The sequence below is a fragment of the Arthrobacter sp. D3-16 genome (assembly GCF_054408515.1).
This window is the reverse complement of sequence record NZ_CP096437.1, coordinates 1,345,827-1,365,232: the sequence shown is the minus strand read 5'-3', so window position 1 is coordinate 1,365,232 and position 19,406 is coordinate 1,345,827. Positions and strand designations below refer to the sequence as shown.

Here is a 19,406-nt window from a genome sequence, read left to right as displayed (position 1 = left end):
CTAGCCTACTGGGCGCCGTTGCACCGGCGCACCTTGAGGAGCTGCGCTGTGACGGAGCAAACTCCGGCCGGACTCAGTACCTCTGCGGTGCCTGGGGGTGGGCCGCGAGCTCAGCTTCCACCTCGGCGTGGAACTTCTTCTCCACGATGAAGGACAGGAACGGAATGACTCCGCCCAGGGCCAGCAGGATCAGTTTGAGGAACGGCCAGCGCATGAGGGCCCAAAGCCGGAAGTTTGAAATGAGGTACACCACGTACATCCAGCCGTGCACGATGAGGACCGCAACGGACAGGTTGACCCCGCCCAGCACGCCCTGCGGTTCCGCATCCGCGAAACCAAAGCCGAACGGCTGGCCGCTGACGGCGTCGGTGCCGCCGGCAAACAGGTACTTTCCAAAGCCGTACCGGGCGATCAGTTCGGCACACAGCAGCAGCAGCATGGCGCCGGTCAGGTAGGCCAGCACCTTGTAGAACTTCAGCGCCGAGCGGATCTGCGCCTCAGTGCCGCCAAAACGGCGCTTCTTTCCGGATCCCTTGCCGGCAGTGTTGTTGCCTGCCGCGGTGGGGGTGGCCGGTTTCGGATCAATCATGGCTCTACCTTTTGCTGGTTCTGTTCAGGGTGGTGGGTTTGGGCGGGGCTTACCGGGACGTCGCCATCGTCATCATCGAGGTCTTCCTCAAGATCCCGGTGGTAATCGTCCTTGACCAGCCGCCACCAGATGAAGAGGGCAAAGCCGGCGAAGACAACCCACTCCAGGGAGTAGAAGAGGTTGAGCCAGTTGATCTGCTGGGCCGGCGGCTGCGGACCGATCTGCAGGGGAAGGAGGTCTCCCGGTACTGCTGCTGGGCTGACGTCGGCGCCATCGGCGATTTCCGCAGTGGCGGCGACGAAGCCCGGGTAGCTGCTGACTTCCCAATAGTTGATGAGCTCTGCCACCGAGACTGCAGTGGCCTCGCCGGGTGCGGCTGCCGTGCCCGCCACGGGCGCCTCGGACGGCAGCAGCCGGCCGGTGAGTTCAACAAGGCCCGACGGCGGTGCCGGCGCAGCTGCGGGGTTGGCCACCCATCCCCTCGCAACAGGAATCCAGGTCTGGGGTGAGGCGGCAACGCCACTGAGGGTGGGTGCGCCGTTGACGGCGAAGGCGGAAATCACCCAGTAGCCTGTTTTGCCGCCGTGCAGGCGGCCCGGGACCAGGACCTGCTTCGCCGGGTCGTAGGTTCCCTGCGCGGTGACCATCTGGTCGGCGTCGGTACCGTGGAAGAAGTCCCCGGGCTGAAGCGTTTCGGTCAGTGGCTGCACCTGCTCGGTGGCCGGATTAGCCGGCACTTCCGGCTGGGTGGAGCGTCCGAACTGCCATTGGCTGAGCAGCACGAAGACCCCGGAAACGACGATCGCGAAGATGAAGCCTGCGATCCATCGGGGCTTAAGGGCTGTTTTCCACACGTCTTAACCGTACTTCGTCCCGCTGTAGAACAACTAAACGCCCGGGGCCGGAGAGGTCCTGCGCAGCGTCAGGACCAGCGGGAAGGGGCGCAGTAGCCACAAGCGTCAGTGGTCGAAAAACACCAGGCTGGAATTGATGAGTTCCGCGATCACTTCGGCGTCGTAAGCACGGCGCAGCGATTCGCGGAACGACTCCTTGGACAGCGAACGGGCCAGGGTGGCCAGGACCTCGAGGTGGTCGGAGAAGGAACTCGCGGGCGTGGCGATCAGAAGGATCACCGTGGCCGGCCCGTCCGTGGCACCGAAATCCAGCGCATGGCCGTACTTGGCGATGCCGACGGCGATCGAGGTGCGGGAGACGAATTCGCTGCGGGCGTGGGGCAACCCGATGCCACCGGGGAGCCCGGTGGCCAGCTGGTGCTCACGGGCATTGACATGCTTGAGGAACCCGGGCAGATCCGACACCCGTCCGGCAGCGAAGAGCCGCTCTGCAAGCTGTGTGGCGGCGTCCGCCTTGTCCGATGCCTCCAGCTCCAGGATCACCATCTCCGGGGTGGTAAGTTCGGCATCGTACCGGTCAAGTGGTTCCGCCAAGGCGTATCCCTTCAGTCAGCAGTGCTGGTGCCGTGAATCCCTCAGCGCAAGGGCACGATGTCTTCCACACCCAGGCGGGCGGCGTCTGCGGATTCGTCGTCCGGCTGTTGCTGGCTAAGGCGTTCCGCCTCCACCCGTGCAATGTAGTGCCTGACCTCATTTTCACGTTGGGCGTCGCTCCAGCCAAGGACGTCACCCATCAGTTTAGCGACTACCGGCACGGCAGACACACCGCGGTCCCAGGCCTCGATGGAAATCCTGGTCCGCCTGGTCAGGACGTCATTGACGTGGCGGGCGCCCTCATGGCTTGCCGCATAGACCGCCTCAGCCTGCAGGTAGTCGTCAGCACCGGGGATCGGTTCGGCAAGGGCGGGGTTCTCCGCGATGATGGCCAGCACCTCGGGCGTCAGGGACCCGTAGCGGTTGAGGAGATGCTCAATCCGGGCCACGTGGACGCCCGATTCCTCCGCCGTGCGGTTCCGGCGGTTCCATGCGGCTTTGTACCCGCTTGCCCCCAGCAGCGGGATGGTTTCCGTGCAGCTGGGAGGTACCCGCTCGTCCATGGTCCGTGTTGCCTCATCCACGGCGTCCTTGGCCATGACCCGGTACGTGGTCCACTTTCCGCCGGCCACCACCACCAGGCCGGGAACGGGGTGTGCCACCACGTGCTCCCTCGACAGCTTGGCCGTGGAGTCGTTTTCGCCGGCCAGCAGCGGACGCAGGCCGGCGTACACACCTTCCACGTCTTCCCGGGTAAGCGGGCGCTTGAGGACCTTGTTGACGTGTTCCAGGATGTAGTCGATGTCCTTGCTGGACGCCGCGGGGTGGGCTTTGTCCAGGTGCCAGTCGGTGTCCGTGGTGCCGATGATCCAGTGCCGGCCCCAGGGAATGACAAACAGCACCGATTTTTCGGTGCGCAGGATCAGGCCCACCGTGGACTGGAAACGGTCGCGTGGAACCACCAGGTGGATTCCCTTCGACGCCCGGACCTTCAGCTGGCCGCGCTCGGTGACCATGGCCTGCGTTTCGTCCGTCCAGACTCCGGTGGCGTTGATGACCTGCTTGGCCCTGATGTTGAACTGCGTCCCGTCCTCGTGGTTGACCACCTTGGCTCCCACCACGCGTTCACCTTCGCGCAGGAAGTCCACCACAGCCATCTGGTTCACCGCGTGGGCGCCGTAGTAGGCAGCTGTCCGGATGAGGTTGGCGCAGTATTTCGCGTCGTCCACCTGTCCGTCGTAGTACCGGATGGAGCCCACGAAAGCGTCGTCCTTCAGGCTCGGAGCGGCCCGCAGCGTACCCCGCCTGCTGAGGTGCTTGTGGAACGGCACTCCCCTGCTGTGGCCGCTGGAGATGGACATGGCATCGTACAGTGCGATGCCGGCGCCCACGTAGGGGCGCTCGACGAAGGGCCTGGTCAGCGGATACAGGAACGGCACCGGCCGGGCCAGGTGCGGCGCCAGTTCGGAGAGCAGCAGCCCGCGCTCCTGCAGAGCCTCCTTGACGAGGCCAAAGTCGAGCATTTCCAGGTAGCGCAGCCCGCCGTGGATGAGCTTTGAGGACCTGGAGGACGTACCGGCAGCCCAGTCATTGGCCTCCACGATCCCTACGTCCAATCCACGGGTTACCGCGTCAAGGGCCGCACCTGTACCCACGATGCCGCCGCCGACAATCAGGATGTCCAGTTCCTGTCCTGGCTCGGCGGTTGCACGCAGCCGCTGGATGGCCGCTTCCCTGGCTGCGGGGCCCAGGGCCCCTCCGTTAGCAGGAACACTCTTCATCGAACGCCTCCAGTGCCACTAGTCCCGGTCGTGAAACCACACTACTTCCTTGCGGCACGCTTGGGCAGGGCGGCAGGGAGCGATGACGCCCTGCCGCCGCAGGTCAGTTCCCGGAGTAAGGGGAAACCACGACGTCGACCCGCTGGAATTCCTTCAGGTCGGAATAGCCGGTGGTCGCCATGGAACGGCGGAGCGCGCCGATGAGGTTTGAGGTCCCGTTGGTGTGGTGGCCCGGTCCGAAAAGGACTTCCTCGAGCGGACCCACGGTACCGACGTTGGCGCGGTCACCGCGCGGCAGTTCCAGGTGGTGGGCTTCCTGGCCCCAGTGCCAGCCCTTGCCGGGTGCCTCTTCGGCCCTGGCCAGGGCGCTGCCCAGCATCACGGCGTCGGCGCCCATGGCAATTGCCTTGACGATATCGCCCGAGGTGCCCATGCCGCCGTCGGCAATGACGTGGACGTAGCGCCCACCGGATTCGTCCATGTAGTCGCGGCGGGCGGCAGCGACGTCGGAAATTGCCGACGCCATCGGCGAATGGATACCCAGGGCGCGGCGGGTGGTGGTGGTGGCGCCGCCGCCAAAGCCCACCAGCACGCCGGCAGCACCGGTGCGCATCAGGTGCAGCGCCGGCGTGTAGCCTGCCGCACCGCCGACGATTACGGGGACGTCCAGTTCATAGATGAACTGCTTGAGGTTCAGCGGCTCGTGGTCCCTGGACACGTGCTCGGCGGAAACGGTGGTTCCCCGGATGACGAAGATGTCGACGCCGGCGGCCACCACTGTCTTGTAGTGCTCCTGAGTGCGCTGCGGGGTGAGCGAACCGGCTACGGTCACGCCCGCGGCCCGCATCTCCGCGAGGCGGGAGGTGATCAGCTCGGGCTGGATGGGGGCCTTGTACAGCTCCTGCATCCGCCCCGTCACCGCGGGACTGTTCGTCTCGTCCTGCAGCGCACCGATCTCGTCGAGAATGGGCTGCGGGTCCTCGTACCGGGTCCAGAGGCCTTCGAGGTCAAGGACGCCGAGGCCGCCGAGCTTGCCCAGTCCGATGGCTGTGGAGGGGGACATGGCCGAGTCCATGGGAGCGGCGATAACGGGCATCTCGAACTGGTAGGCGTCGATCTGCCAGGAGACGGAGACGTCCTTGGGGTCGCGGGTGCGACGGTTGGGGACGATTGCAATGTCATCCAGGGAGTAGGCACGACGCCCACGCTTGCCACGGCCGATCTCGATCTCGTAAGTCACTGCTCTAGGTTATCCCAGCAGCAGTACTGTCCACGGCTACAGTGGGCCGCATGGGCAGACGCTGGGTGTTCGACGGTCACATTGCAGGGCTTGGGACGGCCTCGGGACTGCGGGCCGTGGTGGGAGTCTGGCAGGCCTCCCCCTTCGGCGCCTTCTCCGATGTGATGGTTCAGCAGCCCTCCGGGCACCGTTTGCTGCTCGCGCCCACAGCGGAGGTGGCCCGCTTCATCTCGGACACCTACCGCTTCGACGAGGTCCGGGTACTGAACGTAAACGCCACTTTGGCCCCAGATCTGCTGACGGTCGACGCCGGCGCCCTGGCTGTCCGCGTCCGGCTCGGCCCGAGGACCCTCCTGGGCAGCGCGCTGCGGGCAGTGCCCCGGCCCCTCGCCGTCCACCCGGGCTGGCTGCGGGTGGTCAGCCCGGTTGCGGCCGTTCTCAGCGGCGGTTCACGTACCGCGGGAGCCGCCCGAAGCGGCCGGCACGAGTACTACGGGGTGAGTGACCTGCGGGCCATCAGTTCCGCCGTCGTGCAGTGGGACGGGGTGGACGCCGGTGCGTTGGCCCCCATTGTGCCGGCGGTGACCTTTGGCTTCAGCAGTGTTCCGCCGCAGCCGAACCTGGCTCGGGTCCGCACCACGGTGGTGGACGCCGGTGCAGCCGGGGACAAGTCCCCATTGCGGCGGCCTGCAGAATGATTCTCCAAGGTCAGACTCCCTCGGCTTCCTCTACGGTCAGTTGCGATTCGAACATCCTGAAGTAGCGGCCCCGCAGCGCCACAAGCTCCTTGTGTGTCCCCTGTTCCACGATCCTGCCGTCCTCCAGCATGTACACGATGTCCGCCTTTTCGATGGTGGCGAGCCGGTGGCTGATGGCGATGATGGTGCTGCTGCGGTCCGCGAAGAGGCGGGTGAAGATGCGGTGCTCGGCGAGGGCATCGATGGCCGACGTCGGTTCGTCCATCACCATGAACGAGGCGTCCCGGTAGAAGTTGCGGGCCATTGCCAGCCGCTGCCACTGGCCGCCGGAGAGCCCGCTGCCCTTGCGTCCCCGCGGGTCCTCCATCCAGTTGCTGACATGGTTTTCCAAGCCGTTGGGCAGTTTGTTGATGAAGTCCAGCGCCTCCGCATCTGCTGCGGCTTTGCGGATGCGGGCGTCGTTCCGGGGCGAGTCAACATCACCGAAGTAGATGTTTTCGGCGGCAGTGGCGAACTCGTACTTGAGGAACTCCTGGCTCAGCACTGCCAGGTGCCTGTGCCAGGAGGTGACGTCGACGGCGGCGAGGTCCACGCCGTCGAGCATGACCTGTCCGGAGTCCGGGCGGTGGAGGCCGGCCAGGATCCGGATCAGGGTGGACTTTCCGGCGCCGTTCTCCCCCACAATGGCAATGTGCTGTCCTTCGCGGATGGTCATGCTGATTCCGCGGATTACCTCGATGTCGCTGCCCGTGTACGTGAAGCGGATGTCCTTCAGTTCCACGGTTTTCGGCGACTCGAGTAGCGGGGGCGCGTTCTCGGAATGCACCGGCAGGGCCATAAACAGTTCATAGTCCTTGAGGTTCGCCAGGTCCTCGTCGATGGAGCTGAGGGAGGACACCAGGTTGTTGGCCGTGGACAGGGCCCGGCTGACGATCTGCTGCACATAGAGGAACTGGCCAACGGGCTGTGCCCGGGCGATGATCTGCCCAACCACCCAGATCAGCGAGACCACCTCCGCACCGTATTGCAGGGCATCGGCGGCGAGTTGCTTGGGGATGTACCGGCGCTGGAAATCAAGACGGCGGCGCTCGTCCGCGTCCCGGAGGCGGGAGCGGAGGTCCATCAGGAAGCCCACGATGCCGTAGAGGCGCATCTCAGCAATATGCTGCGGCCGCAGGAGGTTGGTTTCGATCATCCGCCGCTGCCGCCGGGAATCCACCTGCGTGTTCCAGTGCGCAATCTGCTCCCGGGACAGCTTGAACTGCAGGTAGACGCTGGGCACGATTGCCACCAGGACAATTACCGCAATCCACCAGCTGACCAGGAGCAAGGCTCCCACCGCAAGGATGACCGAAACGAGCTGGGTGAAGATCGCCGCGATCCGGTCCAATACCCGGGCGTAGGAGTCGGAGAACCGCTTGGCGCGGTCGTACAGGTCTACGGTTTCTTTGTCGTCGTAGCGCCAGAACTCGAGGGCAAGGAACCGCTCGTACATCTGGTCGCCCACGATGGCACCCACCTTGAAGCTCATCAGCTGCTGGATGTAGCGGTCCACGCTGGTGAAGGCACCCCAGAAAAGACCCAAAGCGGCGGTGATGATGACGTAGACAATCGCGAGCTGGCCGGCTGCGGCGTCACCGGAGTACGCGGCAGCCAGCGCCGTGGTGGTGAGCGCAGCGAAGTACGTGGTGACCAGCGGCAGCACGGCGGAGATCAGCGAGCCGAGCACCTTCATGACCACCGCGCCCGGGGAGGCCCGGAAACTTACCCGCAGCACCTGGGCTACCGCGCGGGCGTACGGACGAAGGGCCAGCCGTCGTTGCGGCTGGCCCTTCGTCCGGTCAGGAACCGTTGTCAGCGGGAACCGTAGTTCGGCGCCTCGACGGTCATCTGGATGTCGTGCGGGTGCGATTCCTTCAGCCCTGCCGGGGTGATCCGGACAAACTTGCCGCGGGCCTTCAGCTCGGGGATGGTGGGGGCACCGGTGTAGAACATGGTCTGGCGCAGGCCGCCCACCAGCTGGTACGCCACGGATGCCAGCGGACCGCGGTAGGCAACACGGCCTTCGATGCCCTCGGGGATGAGCTTGTCGTCGCCCGACACGTCGGCCTGGAAGTAGCGGTCCTTGGAGTAGGACGTGTTCTTGCCCCGCGACTGCATGGCACCCAGGGAGCCCATGCCGCGGTAGGACTTGAACTGCTTGCCGTTGACGAAGATCAGCTCGCCCGGTGATTCATCGCAGCCGGCCAGGAGGGAGCCGAGCATCACCGTATCGGCGCCTGCCACCAAGGCCTTGCCGATGTCGCCGGAGTACTGCAGGCCGCCGTCGGCGATCAGCGGAACACCGGCGGGGATGGCTGCCTTGGCAGATTCGTAGATGGCGGTGATCTGCGGGACGCCCACACCTGCCACCACACGGGTGGTGCAGATGGAGCCCGGCCCCACGCCCACTTTGATACCGTCAGCGCCGGCGTCGATCAGTGCCTGGGCGCCTTCGCGGGTGGCGGCCTGGCCGCCAATGACGTCGACGTGTGCCGCCACGGGATCTGATTTGAGGCGGCGGATCATGTCCAGCACGCCTTGGGAGTGGCCGTTCGCGGTGTCCACGAACAGGGCGTCGACGCCGGCATCAACCAGTGCCATGGCCCGCTCCCAGCCGTCCCCGAAGAAGCCGATGGCGGCACCCACCCGGAGCCGGCCTTCGTCGTCCTTGGTGGCAAGCGGATACTGCTCCGCCTTGGTGAAGTCCTTGGTGGTGATCAGGCCCTTCAGCCGGCCCTGCTCATCCACCAGTGGCAGCTTTTCGATCTTGTTCGTGGCCAGCTTGTGCGAGGCTTCCTCGCGGCTGATGCCAACGTGACCGGTGACCAGGGGCATCTTGGTCATCACGTCACTGACCAGCCGCAGCGGGAAGTCGGATTCGGGCACAAAGCGGGTGTCGCGGTTGGTGACGATGCCCAGCAGGCGGTTGTTTTCGTCCACCACCGGCAAACCGGACACGCGGTACTGGGCACAGAGGTCATCCAGCTCGCGCAGGGTTGCCTCCGGCCGAATGGTCAGCGGGTTGGTGATCATCCCGGACTCGCTGCGCTTTACGCGGTCCACCTGGTCCGCCTGGTCGGCGATGGACAGGTTGCGGTGCACCACGCCCAGGCCGCCCTGGCGGGCCATGGCGATGGCCATCCGGGACTCCGTCACCGTGTCCATGGCTGCGGAAAGCAGGGGGGTTTGAACGGTGATGCGCTTGGAGATCCGGGAGGAGGTGTCCGCTTCGGAAGGGATGACCTCGGTGTGGCCGGGCAGGAGCAGGACGTCGTCGTAGGTCAGGCCGATGAAGCCAAAGGGGTTGTGTTCGGGCTCGGTCATGAGTGCGCCTCTTACCTTGGTTGCTGTGCGGGTAGGGGTTGCAGCCGATGACCAGCCCGTCATTACGGGACTGGCCTGTGCAGGAGATTGGGACCACCACTGCGTGCGGCGCTCCGGGTTCAGAAAGTGTTGAGTAAATATTAGAACCTTGGGGCCGATCCCCCTATTCCATGCCGGCAATGTGAGCAACCACACCAACGGGCGCCCCACAGCGGATGCTGTAGCGCCGTCAGCTCCAGCCGGTCGCGGCCAGCAGGCGCTGTTCAAACATGGGGATCATCGTTTCAACGTAGGTCCGGGTGAGGTGGTTGTCGTCTTTGTAGACGTAGACATTTCCCACCACACCCGGGCAGATGCCGCGCGCACAGATGAAGTCGCTCAGGTCCATCAGGTGCAGCCCCTCGACCCGGCCCGAGTAGTTTTCGAGCGGAGAGGGGCTCACCAGGGATTCTTCCAGGGACACGCTGCATTCCGAGGCGTCCGGGCCGTTGCGCTGGATGCACTCGGGCATGTTGAACGTGAAGCGGGGGTTGTCCCGGATGCCGATAATTTCGATCCCGGCGTCAGCAAACGGTTGGACGCCCGCCAAGTACCCCGGGACTTCTGTTTCGAACGGGGCATCCTCATGGGTCAGTGATGCCACCGTGAACACTGCGTCGGGCTTGTGTTCCAGGACGTAGGCGGCGCTGGCCTGGTTGTAGGCATTGCATTCCGCGTTCCTTTCCACCGACTCGGTCCCAAAGCGGCACGCCGGCATCAACAGCGTCACCAGTTCCCAGCCCCGTGCAGCCGCAATCGGCGCCAGCGCGCCGAGGTACTGCTGTGAGTGTGAGTCGCCAAGGACCACAATGCGCTTGGTGACCTCCCCTTCCGGGACCTCCTGGCGGCATCCTTCGAGGATGGGGTCGGCCGTGGCGTTGGCACCGGTGCAGGGGGCATGGATTCCGGCCCAGTCGCTGTCCAGCGCCGCCGGACCCGGAATGATCTTGGCGTCAGCAGCAGGCACCGGGGCGTTCTCCGGGCTCAGGGCGGCCGCCCCTGGCGTGAGCTCCCGCGGCTGGGCCGCCGTCGCGCTTTCCTCTGCGGTGAGCGTGGTCTGCCAGACGGCCACCGGACCGGCGAGGACGGCGCCACAGGCAGCAATTACGACGGCGGTGCGCCAGGCCCGGCGTTTCGGCCAGTGCCAGTCGCGGAGCGGCTTTTCAACGAACCGGGTAGTGAGGACAGCGAGGACGACTGATGCGCCGACGATGCCCAGCCCTTGGGCCAGGTTGGGCGCTTCCACGCCGGTGGCAGCGAGCGCAAGCACCAGGACGGGCCAGTGCCACAGATACAGGGCGTAGGAGTTGTCCCCCAGCGCCACCATGGGTTTGCTGCTCAGGAACCTGTCCACACCGTAGCGGCTGCCGGATTGTCCCGCAACGATAATTGCCGCCGCCGCGAGGGTGGGCCACAGCGCGACGTACCCGGGGAAGGACCGGTCAACGGTCAGCAGCAGGCCGCAGGAGAGCATGGCAGCCAGTCCGGCCCAGCCGAGCACCACCCGCAGGGCCCGGGCAGGCTTGAGGTAGGGCAGCGCCAGGGCAAGCAGGGATCCCAGTGCGAATTCCCAAAGCCGCGCCCTGGTGTCGAAGTAGGCGTACGCCTGGTTGGTTGCGGTCTGCTCTACGGAGTAGGCCAGCGAAAAGGCGAAGACCGTTCCGAAAACCAGCGCCAGCAGCCCCCGGTAGTTCACCGCGCCAAGTGCCGGGACACGGCGGAGCAGCGCCAACAGCGCCGCGGTGCCGGCAAAAATAAGGGGCCACAGAATAAAGACCTGGCCCTGGATGGACAGCGACCAGAAGTGCTGGAGCGGGCTGGCGCCGGCATGGTCCTGGGCGTAGTAGTCCACCGCGGTATCAGCGAGCAGCCAGTTCTGGTTGTACAGCAGCGACGCCCAGGCCTGGTCCAGCACCTGCGGCCAGCGGCTTTGCGGCAGGATCAGCCAGGTCCCGGCAAGCACGCCGAGGATGACCACAACGGCAGCCGGCAACAGCCGCTTGAACAGGTGCAGCCAGTGTCCCGGAAGTCCGAAGGGACGCCCTGATTCGGCTTTCCGGACAAAGGAAAGCGTGAGCAGGAAAGCCGAAATCAGCAGGAAAATGTCCACCCCGCCGGACACCCGGCCCAGCCACACATGGTAGGCAACCACCATCAGGACAGCGAGGGCCCGGAGCCCCTGGACCTCTGGCCGGAAGGTTGATTTCCGGCTCTTGGCATCGGCTCCGGACAGCGGGGCGCCGGTGGTCCGCCTTCCCCCTGGCGACTGCTTCAAATCGCCCATCCCGTGGCAGCCAGGAACTCCTGCTCAAAGAACGGCGCCATCGTCAGCATGTAGGACCGGGTGACGTGGTTGTTGTCCTTGTAGACAACAACATTGCCGATAATGGCCGGGCAGAACGTATCGGCGCAGAAGTACCGGGAGAGATCGATGAAGCGGGTACCAGGGAGCCGGTCTGCTGCCGCGTCTGTGGGCGGGACGGGGGTGTAGCTGGCTGCACGGCTGCTGCCGCAGACGTCAGGTGTTTGGGGATTCTCCGCCAGGCATTCAGGTGTGTCGGCCGGCATCCGTGGAGTGTCCCGAACCGCCACCACGGGGATCCCTGCCTCATTGAGCCGCTGGACGTCACGGACCCACCCCTCATCAAGTACCTCCGGGGCTTCGGGGTCGCCGAAGGTACGTGTGCTGGTGGTCAGCACCAGGTCTGGCTTCATAGCGAGAACCCTGGACATGCCCTCCTCATTGAACTTCTCGCACGCCTCGTCGGCTCCGGAAGCGATCCCGGCACCCAACGGGCAAAAACCCTTGGTGATCGAGGTGACGCCCCACTGGTATTTCCCGGCCATGGCAAACACGGCTGTATTCAGCACAAACGCGTGGGAGCTGCCCATCACCACGATGTTCTTTGATCCCGCAGTGACGGAGTTGGTGCAGATGCTGGCGTTCTCGCCGGCATCTTCGCACGGCTCGGGGAACTCCGGCCATTCACCGGCGATCACCTCGAGTTTGGGGACCGGGTCGGCTTTGGGATCCGGCGAGAAGACGTAGCCTTCACTGGCGGCCCGCGCGCCGGGGTAACGGGGATTGTCCAAGCCAATGGACGAGATCGAACTGGACTGCAGTATCTGGTGGCGCCAGGCACCGAGCGGCGCTGCCGCCACTGCCACCGCCAGCAGAATGGCCAGTACTGAACGGCGGCGGTTGACTTCAGGCCATTCCCACCGGCGCCAGGGCGCCTCGATGAATCGCGTTGTGAGGTATGCGAGAACCAGTGACGCGAGGATTATCACGGATCCCGAGAGCCACCCCGCGTGCTCTTTACCACTCCATGCCAGCCCGATCACCAGGAGCGGCCAATGCCACAGGTACAACGCGTAGGACAGTCCTCCCAGCTTCACAAGGGCTTTGGAGCTCAGGAACCTGTCCACACCGGCGGCGCTTTGGGTCTGGCCGGCCGCAATGACCAGAGCCGCTGCCAGCGTCGGCCAGAGCGCTGCGACCCCTGGGAAAGCTGCCTGCACGTTGAGTAGGAGGCCGCAGGCGAGCATTGCCACCAGCCCCACCCAGCCCATCACGATCCGGGTACGGCGGGAAAGGTACAGGCCGGGAAGAATCAGCGCCACCAGCGTTCCCAGGGCAAACTCCCAAAGCCGGGCCCCGGTGTCAAAGTAGGCCTGCGCCTGGTTGTTTGCCGTGAAGTAGATGGAATAGCCCAGCGATACAGCGAAAACCGCGAAGAAGACATAGGCGAGCAACGGCCGGTACGAAAGTCTGAAACGAGCTGCCGCCCAGGCCGCCAGCACAAAGATCAGAGGCCACAGAATGAACACCTGTCCCTGGATGGACAGGGACCAGAAGTGCTGCAAGGGACTGGCAAGGCCGTGGTTCGTCGCGTAGTAGTCCGCTGACTGCTCCTGCAGCAGGCGGTTTTCCCGGTAGAACACGGACGCCCAGCCGTGCTCAATGAGGTTAAGCCACCGGGTGCGGGGAAGGAACAGATACGAAGCGGCAAGTGTGGCTATGATCACTGTTACCGCTGCAGGCAGGAGCCGGCGGAACAGATGCAGCCAATGCTTCAGCAGCGCAGCCGGCTCCCGCCGCTCGTGGCGTCCTGTGAACTGGAGCGTCATCAGGAATGCCGAGATGAGGAGGAAGACGTCAACGCCTCCCGAGACCCGGCCGAACCAGATGTGGTACGTAACCACCATGAGGACAGCCAGTGACCTGAGCCCTTGGATTTCAGGGCGGTAAGAGGATTTTCGTGGCACCCGCCGGGCACCGCCAGCGCGTGCCGGTGCCGGCTCGGTAGATATAGCGGACACAAATAACCCTTCGGAGCGCAAAACAAACCACCAAGTCTAGCGGAATGGGCTGCTCCTCCCGAACCGGCTTTGGCTGGCGGCTGGACGGTGCGGATACTGGCGCCTCCCGAAGTTAGCAGCAGCGGGCTAAGTACGCAGCAGTTCCCGCAGCGTCTGGATGGTGTCGGCTTCGGCCGCTGTCTTGTCGTCGCGGTAACGCTTGACCCGGGCGAACCGCAGGGCAATCCCGCCCGGATATCGCGAAGACTGCTGCACTCCGTCAATCGCGATCTCCACCACGGTGACGGGTTCCACCCAAACGGTGCCCGCTGTGCGCCGCACCTCAAGCTCCTGGAACCTCCCGGTTTGCCAGCGCAGCAGGGCGTCCGTGAGGCCCTTGAAAGTCTTGCCCACCATCACGTAGCCGCCAGGACCGCCGAACTCGCCCGTGGGGTCGAGGGCACCCAGGTGCAGGTTGGACAGGAGCCCGGTGCGCCGACCTGACCCCCACTCGCACGCGAGCACCACCAGATCGTAGGTGAGCACCGGCTTCACCTTGACCCAGTTGGATCCCCGGCGGCCAGCCGCGTAGGCCGATCCGACGGCCTTCACCACCACGCCCTCATGGCCGGCGGCCAGTGCATCCCGGGCCACGTTCTCCGCTGTGGCCGCATCCGCCGTGATCTCCCCAGGGATCCGGTACCCGGGAGCGATGCGCTCGAGCACTTCGAGGCGGGTCATCAGCGGCTCGTCGAGCAGGTCCCGGCCGTCAACGTGCAGCACGTCGAAGAACCATGGATGCAGCAACGTGGCGCGCGCGGCGTCCGCCCCGAACCGGGACATGGTTTCCTGGAACGGCCGCGCGCCGCCGTCCTCGTCGAGGGCAAGGGTCTCGCCGTCCAGGATCACGTCCCGCACGGGCAGGCCGCGCACCGCGTCGACCACCTCGGGCAGGCGGTGGGTCACCTCGGCCAGGGTGCGCGTAAAGATGCGCACCACATCGCCGAGGCGATGCACCTGGATGCGCGCGCCGTCGAGCTTGTATTCCACGGATGCCTCCCCCGTGGCTTCCAGCGCTGCCCCGGCGCTGGCCGCGGTTGAGGCGAGCATGGGCTGGACGGGGCGTCCGACCACCAGGCCGACGGCATCAAGCTGGGCCGCCGTGCCCGTCATTGCGAGCAGGGCGGTTTCGCCGAGGTCGCCGGAGAGCATTGCCGCGCGGCGTACGGCGTCGACGGGCCGGTCGGCGGCACGGGCAACGGCATCGGTGAGAACACCTTCAAGCGCACCGGTCCGCAGTTCGCCGAGCAGCACGCCGGCGATGAAGGCCTGCTCGCGCTCCGTGGCTGCCGCCGTCAGCGTCCGGAGGGTCGCCGCGCGCTCCGCTGCAGATCCTGCGCCTGACGTGACGAGCAGCCGATCCAGTGCAGCATCGAGGTCGGCGACGGTAAGACTTGGCTCGGCGGCCGGCTCCCCCATCGCCGCTGACATGCCGCGCCAACCGATCCCTACCCGGCCCTGCCGAGGCCTGGCGGTGAGCAGGCTGACCGCGGTGGCGATGTCAGGGGCCTCAAGCCGGCGCAGCAAGTCCGCCAGTGCCTCCACCTTGGCGAGCCGGGAGCGCGTGGACGCCACGGCATCCGTAGTTCTCACAAGCTCATCGAGCAGCATGGCACCAGTGTGCCATGCCGGCCGATGCCCGGTAGGGCTGGCCGCCGATGCTGGACAGCGCCGGGGCGCAGTTCCAGACTGGACGCATGGGAATCATCGTCGCGAACCTGTTCCTCACCCTCGACGGCGTCTACCAGGGACCCGGCGGCCGCGAAGAGGACACGGAGGGCGGCTTCGACCTTGGCGGCTGGCAGATGCCGGTATCCGACGACGAGGCGGAGGCTGCCATCGAGGCCGAAATCAGCCTGATCGACGCCCTGCTTCTCGGCCGGAAGACCTACGACATCTTCGCCGCCTACTGGCCCCACCAGTCCGGAGACATCGGCGGGACGCTCAACCGGGTGCCGAAGTTCGTTGTTTCCCACACACTGACCGCTCCGGCGTGGGCGGGCACCACTGTCCTGCCGGACGCCACGGCCGCCGGCCGGCTGCGTGAGGAGTACAACCAGGTGCACATGTTTGGCAGCGGTGTCCTCATCCGCTCATTGCTCGCGGCGGACGTTCTGGACCGTCTCCGCCTCTGGCTTTACCCCGTCACGCTCGGGCAGGGCAAGCGGCTCTTCGACGCCGGGACCATCCCCGCCTCCTTCCGCCTCGCTGAGCCGGCACGCACCTTCCCGAAAGGGGCGGTATCGCTGGTGTATGAGCGCGCGGGCGGTGTTGAGACACAGGACATGCCGGGCGCCTGACGCAGGTACCGGAGCACAAAAAACCGGCCCAGCGATGCTGGACCGGTTCTTTGTGACTTCAGACGTGCTGGGGAAACTGCAGGTCAGTGGCTGTGGCCTGCGTGCTCGTCTTCCTCGGCAGGCTTCTCCACAACAAGGGTCTCGGTGGTGAGAACCAGTGCTGCGATGGAGGCTGCGTTGCGGAGGGCTGCACGGGTGACCTTGACGGGGTCGATCACACCGGCGGAGATCAGGTCCTCGTACTCGCCCGTCTTGGCGTTGAAGCCGTTGTTGGTTTCGAGTTCGGCAACCTTGGCGGTGATGACGTAGCCGTCGAAGCCGGCGTTCTGGGCGATCCAGCGCAGCGGCTGGACCAGTGCGCGGCGGACAATGCCCACAGCAGCGGCAGCGTCGCCTTCGAGTGCCGTGACGGCCGGGTCCTCATCCAGTGCCTTGAGGGCATGGATCAGGGCGGAACCGCCGCCGGCGACGATGCCTTCTTCGAGGGCAGCGCGGGTGGAGGAAACAGCGTCCTCGATGCGGTGCTTCTTTTCCTTCAGCTCAACCTCGGTGGCTGCGCCGACCTTGATGACGCCGATGCCGCCGGCCAGCTTGGCCAGCCGCTCCTGGAGCTTTTCGCGGTCCCAGTCGGAGTCGGTGCGGGTCAGCTCGGCACGGAGCTGGGCAACGCGTGCTGCCACGTCTTCTGCCGCACCGGCGCCGTCGACGATGGTGGTGTTGTCCTTGGTGACCGTGATGCGGCGGGCGGTACCCAGCACCTCAAGGCCAACGGTGTCCAGGCTCAGGCCCAGTTCCGGGGAGACAACCTGCGCACCGGTGAGGGTGGCGATGTCCTGCAGCATGGCCTTGCGGCGGTCGCCGAAGCCGGGAGCCTTGACGGCTACAACGTTCAGGGTGCCGCGGATGCGGTTGACGATCAGCGTGGACAGGGCCTCGCCGTCGACGTCTTCAGCAATGATGAACAGCGGCTTGGAGCTCTGCAGCGCCTTTTCCAGCAGCGGCAGGAATTCCTGCACGGAGGAGATCTTGCCCTGGTTGATCAGGATGAGTGCGTCCTCGAGGACGGCTTCCTGGCGCTCCGCGTCGGTGACGAAGTACGGGGACAGGTAGCCCTTGTCGAACTGCATGCCCTCAGTGAGGACCAGTTCGGTCTGCGTGGTGGAGGACTCTTCGATGGTGATCACACCATCCTTGCCAACCTTGCCAAATGCCTCGGCGAGGAGCTCGCCGATTTCTTCGCTCTGGGCGGAGATTGCTGCAACGCTGGCCACCTGGGTGCCTTCAACGGGACGGGCGTTCTCCAGCAGGCGGGCAGCAACGGCTTCGACGGAAACCTCGATGCCGCGCTTGATCTGGCCAGGAGCCGCACCTGCCGCTACGTTGCGCAGGCCTTCCTTGACCAGAGCCTGGGCCAGAACCGTTGCGGTGGTGGTGCCGTCGCCGGCAACGTCGTTGGTCTTGGTGGCGACTTCCTTGGCCAGCTGGGCGCCAAGGTTCTCGTAGGGGTCGTCCAGCTCGACTTCGCGGGCGATGGTGACGCCGTCGTTCGTGATGGTGGGAGCGCCCCACTTCTTGTCCAGGACGACGTTGCGGCCACGTGGGCCGAGGGTCACCTTGACGGTGTTGGCGAGCTTATCAATGCCGGCTTCAAGAGACCGGCGGGCAGCGTCGTTAAACGCAAGCTGCTTTGCCATGGTTTTGTCCTTTCAAGACAGAACCCCGCGCAGCTGACCAGCAGAACGCATGACCAGCGGCACGGGGATCCGGGGAGTTACTTTACGACGATCGCCAGGACGTCGCGGGCGGACAGTACGAGGTACTCGGTGCCGCTGTGCTTGACTTCGGTTCCGCCGTACTTGGAGTAGATAACAACGTCGCCCTCGGCAACGTCGAGCGGGACGCGGTTGCCGTTGTCGTCAAAGCGGCCGGGGCCTACTGCAACAACTTCGCCTTCCTGGGGCTTCTCCTGCGCGGAGTCCGGGATAACCAGGCCGGAAGCCGTGGTCTGCTCGGCTTCGAGCGGGCGGACAACAATACGATCCTCAAGAGGCTTAATAGAGACCGACACTCGGACCTCTCCTTTTCGTCAGCAAATTCGTGGACTGGAAAGCTTTCCGCCCTGGCTGGCAAACCGTCGTCGCGGTGCCGGCAGCAGCCTGGCTGGCAGCTCTTCATGTGTTAGCACCCTCCTAGGGAGAGTGCTAATGAAGACTCTATGTAAGGGTTAGCACTCGGTCAAGGCGAGTGCCAGCGTTTCGTCATTCGCGAACCCTCCGCATGTACATTTGAGCGGTGCGAGCTGCCGTATACCTGATCCTTGCCAACCTTTTCTGGGCCGGAAATTTCGTGGTGGGCCAGGCCGCAATGAAGACCATGGAGCCGCTCCAGCTGACGTTCTGGCGTTGGGTGCTGGCCGCCGTGCCGCTGCTGGTGCTGGCCCACGCCGTGGAGCGGCCGGACTGGCGGGCTGTCCTGCAGCGCTGGCCGGTCCTGCTGCTCCTGAGTTCCCTGGGCATGAGCGGCTACACCCTGTTGCTCTACAGCGCCCTGCAGGATACGTCTGCCTTGAACGCCTCCCTGGTGACCGCTGCGAACCCGGCACTGATCATGGTGCTGGCCGTAGTCCTCCTCCGGGACAGGCCGCGCCCGCTGAGCTGGGTGGGGATCGGTCTGGGCCTGCTGGGCGTCCTGCTGGTGCTCACGGGGGGCGAGCTGCAGCGCCTGCTGACATTTTCCATCAACAGGGGCGAGCTGCTGATCCTTGGGGCCATCACCGTCTGGGGCCTGTACACCATCATCGCCCGCAGGTTGAGCATCCCCGCCATCACCTCCACGGCGGTGCAGGTGGCAATGGCGGCCGTGGTCCTGAGCCCGCTCGCCCTTGTGACCGGGGCCGGCTTACCGGGGACCCCTTCGGAGGGCTGGTCCCTGGCGTTCATCGCACTGTTTCCTTCGCTGGGCTCCTACCTGCTCTGGAACCTCGCCCTCAAGCGGACCACCGCCGCCAACGCCGGCAACTACCTGAACCTCATCGCTGTGTTCACCGCCATCATCACTGTCGCCCTGGGCCAGCCCATCACTGTGCCGCAGGTGCTCGGCGGCGTCCTGGTCATTTCTGGAGTGCTGCTCACCAGTGCCGGCGGCAAGGCTCCTCAGCGTCCCAGGTCGTCGAAGTCGACGTCCTCCCCGCCTTCGCCCTCACCGGAGGCCGGATTCCGCCCCCGGTAAAGCACCACCGCCGCTCCTGCCGCCGTCAGCAGGGCAGCAACCAGGACGGCGATGCTGCCGGAACGCGCGCCGTCGTAAAGCCCCCGGATGTCCCGCGCTTCCCGGGTGTCGCCCGCGATGTCATCACCGCCCACTGAGTAGACCGTGGCATTGAACGTATCGAGGAAAAAGATCACCACCAGGAGCCCGATGCACACCACCGCCACGAGGGATCCGGCGATCAGTGCCGGCCGGGCGAATCTGGCGGGGCCGCTGTGCCTGGTTGGTTCTCCGGACTGATGGCGGCCTGCGCTCTCTTCCATGGTTTCAACACTATCCGCATCCCTCCGGACGCTCCTCCACTAGGCTGGAACGC

Annotated in this window: 16 protein-coding genes; 3 read left to right on the top strand and 13 right to left on the bottom strand. The window is 65.5% G+C overall.

Features of this window, described 5'->3' with window-relative positions; genetic code table 11:
* Nucleotides 1–73 precede the first annotated feature (73 nt).
* From M1D32_RS06605 to M1D32_RS06585, 5 genes are all read right to left on the bottom strand, one after another.
* Nucleotides 74–589 carry a DUF3817 domain-containing protein gene (locus tag M1D32_RS06605; protein WP_458781483.1) on the bottom strand — a complete coding sequence of 172 codons (516 nt, stop codon included), beginning with the start codon at nt 587–589 and terminating at the stop codon, nt 74–76.
* Nucleotides 586–1,443 carry an SURF1 family protein gene (locus tag M1D32_RS06600; protein WP_458781482.1) on the bottom strand — a complete coding sequence of 286 codons (858 nt, stop codon included), beginning with the start codon at nt 1,441–1,443 and terminating at the stop codon, nt 586–588. The genes M1D32_RS06605 and M1D32_RS06600 overlap by 4 nt, the downstream gene beginning before the upstream one ends.
* A gap of 105 nt (nt 1,444–1,548) precedes the next feature.
* The gene (locus M1D32_RS06595; RefSeq protein WP_163162053.1) at nt 1,549–2,037 is read right to left on the bottom strand and encodes a PTS sugar transporter subunit IIA; all 489 of its coding nucleotides are present in this window, start codon (nt 2,035–2,037) and stop codon (nt 1,549–1,551) included.
* A gap of 41 nt (nt 2,038–2,078) precedes the next feature.
* A complete protein-coding gene (locus M1D32_RS06590; protein ID WP_458781481.1) occupies nt 2,079–3,818 on the bottom strand; it encodes a glycerol-3-phosphate dehydrogenase/oxidase in 1,740 nt (579 codons plus the stop codon).
* 103 nt (nt 3,819–3,921) lie between these two features.
* The gene (locus tag M1D32_RS06585; RefSeq protein ID WP_458781480.1) at nt 3,922–5,058 is read right to left on the bottom strand and encodes a GuaB3 family IMP dehydrogenase-related protein; all 1,137 of its coding nucleotides are present in this window, start codon (nt 5,056–5,058) and stop codon (nt 3,922–3,924) included.
* A gap of 50 nt (nt 5,059–5,108) precedes the next feature.
* Between M1D32_RS06585 and M1D32_RS06580 the strand changes: the two genes are divergently transcribed.
* Nucleotides 5,109–5,756: a hypothetical protein gene (locus M1D32_RS06580; protein WP_458781479.1), complete on the top strand. Its 648-nt coding sequence runs from the start codon at nt 5,109–5,111 to the stop codon at nt 5,754–5,756.
* Nucleotides 5,757–5,766: 10 nt separating this feature from the next.
* On the opposite strand, the gene M1D32_RS06575 is transcribed toward M1D32_RS06580, so the two are convergent.
* The 5 genes from M1D32_RS06575 to M1D32_RS06555 form a co-directional block, all read right to left on the bottom strand.
* On the bottom strand, nt 5,767–7,668 hold the full coding sequence (locus tag M1D32_RS06575) for an ABC transporter ATP-binding protein (RefSeq protein ID WP_458782118.1): 1,902 nt from the start codon (nt 7,666–7,668) through the stop codon (nt 5,767–5,769).
* Complete coding sequence (gene guaB, locus M1D32_RS06570) at nt 7,611–9,122, bottom strand: IMP dehydrogenase (protein ID WP_458781478.1); 1,512 nt, start codon at nt 9,120–9,122, stop codon at nt 7,611–7,613. The genes M1D32_RS06575 and guaB overlap by 58 nt, the downstream gene beginning before the upstream one ends.
* A 229-nt stretch (nt 9,123–9,351) precedes the next feature.
* On the bottom strand, nt 9,352–11,445 hold the full coding sequence (locus M1D32_RS06565; RefSeq protein ID WP_458781477.1) for an acyltransferase family protein: 2,094 nt from the start codon (nt 11,443–11,445) through the stop codon (nt 9,352–9,354).
* A complete protein-coding gene (locus M1D32_RS06560; protein ID WP_458781476.1) occupies nt 11,433–13,484 on the bottom strand; it encodes an acyltransferase family protein in 2,052 nt (683 codons plus the stop codon). Before M1D32_RS06560 ends, M1D32_RS06565 begins: the two co-directional genes overlap by 13 nt.
* A 126-nt stretch (nt 13,485–13,610) precedes the next feature.
* Nucleotides 13,611–15,134 carry an ATP-dependent DNA ligase gene (locus M1D32_RS06555; protein WP_458781475.1) on the bottom strand — a complete coding sequence of 508 codons (1,524 nt, stop codon included), beginning with the start codon at nt 15,132–15,134 and terminating at the stop codon, nt 13,611–13,613.
* A gap of 86 nt (nt 15,135–15,220) precedes the next feature.
* On the opposite strand from M1D32_RS06555, the gene M1D32_RS06550 reads away from it, so the two are divergent.
* A complete protein-coding gene (locus M1D32_RS06550; RefSeq protein WP_458781474.1) occupies nt 15,221–15,823 on the top strand; it encodes a dihydrofolate reductase family protein in 603 nt (200 codons plus the stop codon).
* Nucleotides 15,824–15,906: 83 nt separating this feature from the next.
* Here the strand turns inward: M1D32_RS06550 and groL are convergent, their stop codons facing one another.
* Nucleotides 15,907–17,517 carry a chaperonin GroEL gene (gene groL, locus M1D32_RS06545; protein WP_458781473.1) on the bottom strand — a complete coding sequence of 537 codons (1,611 nt, stop codon included), beginning with the start codon at nt 17,515–17,517 and terminating at the stop codon, nt 15,907–15,909.
* Between the two features lie 77 nt (nt 17,518–17,594).
* Entirely contained in the window at nt 17,595–17,891 is a 297-nt protein-coding gene (gene groES / locus M1D32_RS06540; protein ID WP_050054380.1) for a co-chaperone GroES, read from the bottom strand.
* Between the two features lie 224 nt (nt 17,892–18,115).
* Between groES and M1D32_RS06535 the strand changes: the two genes are divergently transcribed.
* The gene (locus tag M1D32_RS06535; protein WP_458781472.1) at nt 18,116–19,051 is read left to right on the top strand and encodes a DMT family transporter; all 936 of its coding nucleotides are present in this window, start codon (nt 18,116–18,118) and stop codon (nt 19,049–19,051) included.
* On the opposite strand, the gene M1D32_RS06530 is transcribed toward M1D32_RS06535, so the two are convergent.
* Nucleotides 18,976–19,353, bottom strand: a complete 378-nt coding sequence (locus M1D32_RS06530; RefSeq protein ID WP_458781471.1) for a hypothetical protein — start codon at nt 19,351–19,353, stop codon at nt 18,976–18,978. The genes M1D32_RS06535 and M1D32_RS06530 overlap by 76 nt on opposite strands.
* Between the last annotated feature and the right edge of the window lie 53 nt (nt 19,354–19,406).